Source organism: Streptomyces sp. NPDC031474 (assembly GCF_055581185.1).
Map to the genome: position 1 here is coordinate 1 of NZ_JBVIJX010000068.1, position 4,222 is coordinate 4,222.

Consider the following 4,222-nt stretch of genomic DNA (forward strand, 5'->3'; position numbering starts at 1 on the left):
GCGTCACGCGACGGCCCACCTCGAACGGCCCGAGGACATTACGGGCGAACTGCCGAGCAAGTCAGCCACCGAACCCCGCTGACGAATCGAGGTTAGCCTTGGTACCGGCGGGTCATGGTCGACCCGCCCAAGTGCTATCCAGAGCCGTTCCGTAACGGTTCCAGAGCTGTTTCCGAAGCAGTTTTCCGACGAGTACGAGGACGAGGGCAGACGTGCCTACCGGCAAGGTCGAATCGGTCGCTTAGGCACACAGACTCGGCTAGCCTCGCTCCCATGCAACCCAACCTTCGGTACCTCGCCTGTCTCCGCCTGTCCGTCGATGCCGACGGCTCTACGTCCATCGAGTGGCAGCGCAGGGTCACCAGCCACTATCTGACGTCCCCTCACATCTCAGGTCACCTCGTGGGGGAGGCAGAGGACACGGACGTCTCAGGCTCTCTGTCCCCCTTCAAGCGTCCGAAGCTGGGGAAGTGGCTCAATGACAGGACAGATGAATTTGATGTCTTGATTGCAGCCAAGATGGACCGGCTAACCCGTCGCTCAATGCACTTCAATGAGCTATTGGAGTGGGCGCAGGAAAACGGCAAGTTCATCGTGTGCGTAGAAGAGGGGTTCGACCTCTCGACTCCCCAAGGCAAGATGATGGCGCGCATGACTGCCGTCTTTGCTGAGGCTGAGTGGGACACAATCCAGGCACGCATCCTGAACAGCGTACAGACACGCCTAGAGAACCGTTCATGGCTTGCAGGTGATCCCCCTACCGGCTACCGGCTCAAGACCGTAGAGGGAGGCAAGAGGAAGGTTCTGGAGATTGACCAGGACTTCTACCCCTACGTAGAAGAGATCTTCCGGCGCATCCAAGAGGGACAGTCCACACACCGAATCGCACGTGACTTCAATGCCCGTGGAATCCTCACGTGGAGAGATCACCGGCGTAAGCAGAAGGGGGAGGAAACCAAGGGAACTCAGTGGCAATCCACGATCATCAATAAGTTCATCCGTTCCCCTTGGGTTGCCGGTATCTACACCTACAAGGGAGAGGCCGTTCTAGACGATGACGGAGAGCCCGTAATCCTCCCGGAGAAGCCCCTAACGTCCATGGACGTATGGACAGATCTGGTGGACAGGATTAAGCCCGCACAGAAGCCCACAGAGGCCATAACAGGGAGCCGTAACGGCGCTAAGAGTCTCCTGTCCAGTGTCGCTCACTGTGGCGAGTGTGGAGCGCCGGTTACCTCCCTCATGGGATCTGGTCACACCAGGAAAGACGGCACAATGGTTCCCGGACACAGGTATTACCGGTGCTCCAACAAGTTCAAGGGTGGTGCTTGTTCCCAGGGTCTCTACGTCCGTGCAGATGCACTGGACGCATGGGTTAACCAGACGATCCTAGGTTCAGTTGGAGAGTGGGACATGTACGAGAGGGCAGGAGTAGGCCCCTCTCAGGCAAGGGAACTCCAGTCGGCAAAGGCACGCCTAGAGAAGCTGGAAGCTGACTTCCTGGCAGGAGAGTACGACGGAGAGGGGCAGGAAGAGTCCTACAAGCGCATGCACAAGAGCCTGTCCGGGAAAGTGGCTCTCCTGGCAAAGCAGGAAGAGGAGAGGGCGCATCCGGCGCTGAAAGCCACAGGAAAGAAGTACGGGGAAGTCTGGGCGGCCAAAGACCAGGAAGACCGTAGGGAGTTCCTGCGCACGTATGGAGTCAAGGTCTGGGCATGGAATGAGGGCGACGATAAGAAGGATCGGGGGTACGCCATGAATCTAGGAGATATCAAGACCATGGCCGAAGAACTCTTCGCCGATCATGGTCGGAGCAGGGTCAAACTGGTGCACACTCACAACGCACCGGCAGGCTACTTGAGCAAGATCGGGATAGCGGTAGGTCTTCTGAAGTACGGGCATCCCCTTGAAGTGAAACTGCGGTCGCCTGAGAACTCCTGAAAACGCAAGAGAGCCCCTGGATCCCTTCCCGAGTCTGGGAGGGCGTAACAGGGGCTCTCTGCTGTCTGTGGTCGGCTGGCTTACTTGTGCAGCTCGAACCAAACCGTCTTGCCGGGAATCCAGCCTTCCCCGTGCTCGCCTAGAAAGGTGGTGTGGTCGTATCCCCACTTGTCGGCGAGGAGGTGAACGAGGATTAAGCCTCTGCCGTTTTCGGCCTCATCATCTGCCCAAGAGAGGTAAGGGGCTTGAGTTGAGTAGTCATTGACCTCAACCCTTAGCTTGTCCTCAAAGAGCATCCAACGCGTGTGAGTAAGCCCTGTAGGCGACTCAATGCGAATGGCATTGGTCAGAAGCTCCATGAAACACAGGGTTGCGTCTTCCTCGTAGTGAGAGGCATTGACCTTAGCCAACCACTTACGGAAGACCTTCCGAGACAGAGGCACACAGGCAGGCTGCTGGGACCATCCCCAGGCCTTGACCTCAACCGGCTCCCTTTGCTCCTGGTCGTCATTGTTCCGTGTTGGTGCCATGGTCACAGGCACCCCCCGAGCGTCCGCGTATGCTGCATCTGTCTGCGCTCCTAACCCAGCGTGGACCAGGCCCCCAGCCGTCCCACACGGTGTGGGGGCCACCTGCTGCAACATCCAACTCCTGTAACGGGCATGGGTGTTGTTGACCAGCGTTGACTATGCTCAGAGTCAACAGTCCACACTGCACGGGCGGCGGGATGATCGACTACGGGTCTGAGGTACGGACGGCACTCAAGGCACAGGGGAAAAGCCTCAGAGGTGCAGCCAAGGAACTCCATTACGACGTTGCCTATCTGAGCCGTGTACTCAATGGGAAACAGGCTCCCTCTCCTGAGTTCACTCAAGCCATTAACGAATATCTTGGGCTCTCCCTGACTGTGGAAGACAGCGGCTCTCATGACGATGAGATGGACGCATGGGAACTTGCCCGACGCGTACAGGCAAGCGACGTAGGCAGCGCCACCCTAGAGCGGCTGGAACGTGCCTTTGACGGTCTGGCCATGGCGTACCCAAAGGCTGATCCGGCAGAGCTGTTGAGGCATGTACGGAAGCACTCCGCTTATGTCGTCAAGCTCTTGGACGGTAAGAAGACCCTCTCTGAGCATCGGCGTTTGTTGGTTATCGGGGGTTGGCTTTCTCTCCTGGGTGCCACAGCCCATATCGACTTGATGCAAGACGATGCGGCTACGGCTCGACTGGAGACAGCAGCAACGCTAGCCAGGGAGGCCGGACACCCTGAGATTGAAGCATGGTGTTTCGAGACTGAGGCTTGGCGCGTCCTCACCGATGGGGATTACGTCCAGGCTGTTGACCTCTCCCGTGCGGCTCAGGAGATAGCTCCCGCTACAAGCTCCGCCATGATTCAGGCGACAGCCCAAGAGGGAAGAGCGAATGCACGGCTAGGGGAGGCGACAGAGACCTACTCAGCCATTGAGCGGGTACAGGCTCTCTCTGCCGCTATCGGCTCCCCTGATAGGCCAGAGCATCACTACAAGTACGACCCTGCAAAGGCTCTGTCCTATACGGCTACAACCCTTGCTTGGCTCGGAGACGTAGCGGCAGAGCCGTACGCCAGGGAAGTAATCAAGAGGCTGAGTCCGAGTGACGACGTGACCAAATGGCCTAGGCGTGTGGCTTCAGCAAATATCGACCTTGCCTTGGTACTCCTCAAGGAAGACCGGCTAGACGAAGCGTGCGACTCGGCGCAGAAAGCCATTCTGTCCGGCCGTGTGGTCCCCTCGAATCATTGGCGTGCGCTGGAAGTAGTGAAGGCTGTAGAAGCTCGACAGCTTCCGGAAAGCGCAGATCTGAGAGAGGCGTACCAGGGGCTCAAGGCCCTTGAGTCCTGAGCCCGAGTCGACCACACCCCCAGGGACGGCCCGTAGAGCCCTCTGTACGCCTCCGTAGCACTCCTGCGCAGCTCTGCTGGCCCACAGGCTCTCAGGGGCTCTCAGCAGGCAGCCGGCTCGGTGTCGGCCCACTCCGCGAGCGCCAGCAGCTTGGCCGCGCGCTGCGCCTGGACGGCCCTCCGGCGAGCAGCCTTCCACTGCCGGGAGTAGCAGCGTTTGCACAGGCCGCGCCACTTCGGCGGCCGGGAGCAGTCGGACGCGGTGCACTCCGTCAGCCGGTCGACGTCGACCACGGGGACGACTTCCACGCGCCTAAGGGTTGTCCCGTAACTGCCGGTCACAGATGAGATGATCTTGCTGTGGCTGGTGTGATCACGGCGTCGGAGCCGTCCTGGATAGTCC

4 protein-coding genes are annotated in these 4,222 nt (G+C 59.2%); 2 read left to right on the forward strand and 2 right to left on the reverse strand.

The features are described 5' to 3' along the window. Window positions 1-273: 273 nt before the first annotated feature. The gene (locus ACZ5SK_RS48380) at window positions 274-1,941 is read left to right on the forward strand and encodes a recombinase family protein (protein ID WP_468159094.1); all 1,668 of its coding nucleotides are present in this window, start codon (window positions 274-276) and stop codon (window positions 1,939-1,941) included. Window positions 1,942-2,021: 80 nt separating this feature from the next. Here ACZ5SK_RS48380 and ACZ5SK_RS48385 read toward each other — a convergent pair whose 3' ends face one another. Next, on the reverse strand, window positions 2,022-2,585 hold the full coding sequence (locus tag ACZ5SK_RS48385; protein WP_468159096.1) for an ATP-binding protein: 564 nt from the start codon (window positions 2,583-2,585) through the stop codon (window positions 2,022-2,024). 83 nt (window positions 2,586-2,668) lie between these two features. Between ACZ5SK_RS48385 and ACZ5SK_RS48390 the strand changes: the two genes are divergently transcribed. Next, window positions 2,669-3,820, forward strand: coding sequence for a helix-turn-helix domain-containing protein (locus tag ACZ5SK_RS48390; protein ID WP_468159098.1), 1,152 nt, complete (start codon window positions 2,669-2,671; stop codon window positions 3,818-3,820). A 101-nt stretch (window positions 3,821-3,921) separates the two neighbouring features. On the opposite strand, the gene ACZ5SK_RS48395 is transcribed toward ACZ5SK_RS48390, so the two are convergent. Next, window positions 3,922-4,128 carry a hypothetical protein gene (locus ACZ5SK_RS48395; protein WP_468578100.1) on the reverse strand — a complete coding sequence of 69 codons (207 nt, stop codon included), beginning with the start codon at window positions 4,126-4,128 and terminating at the stop codon, window positions 3,922-3,924. Window positions 4,129-4,222 lie beyond the last annotated feature (94 nt).

Excerpts from the sequence above, each read along its gene's own strand:
- ACZ5SK_RS48390 (WP_468159098.1), top strand. The coding sequence starts at position 2,669 with ATGATCGACTACGGGTCTGAGGTACGGACGGCACTCAAGGCACAGGGG.
- ACZ5SK_RS48380 (WP_468159094.1), top strand. The coding sequence starts at position 274 with ATGCAACCCAACCTTCGGTACCTCGCCTGTCTCCGCCTGTCCGTCGAT.
- ACZ5SK_RS48385 (WP_468159096.1), bottom strand. The coding sequence starts at position 2,585 with ATGTTGCAGCAGGTGGCCCCCACACCGTGTGGGACGGCTGGGGGCCTG.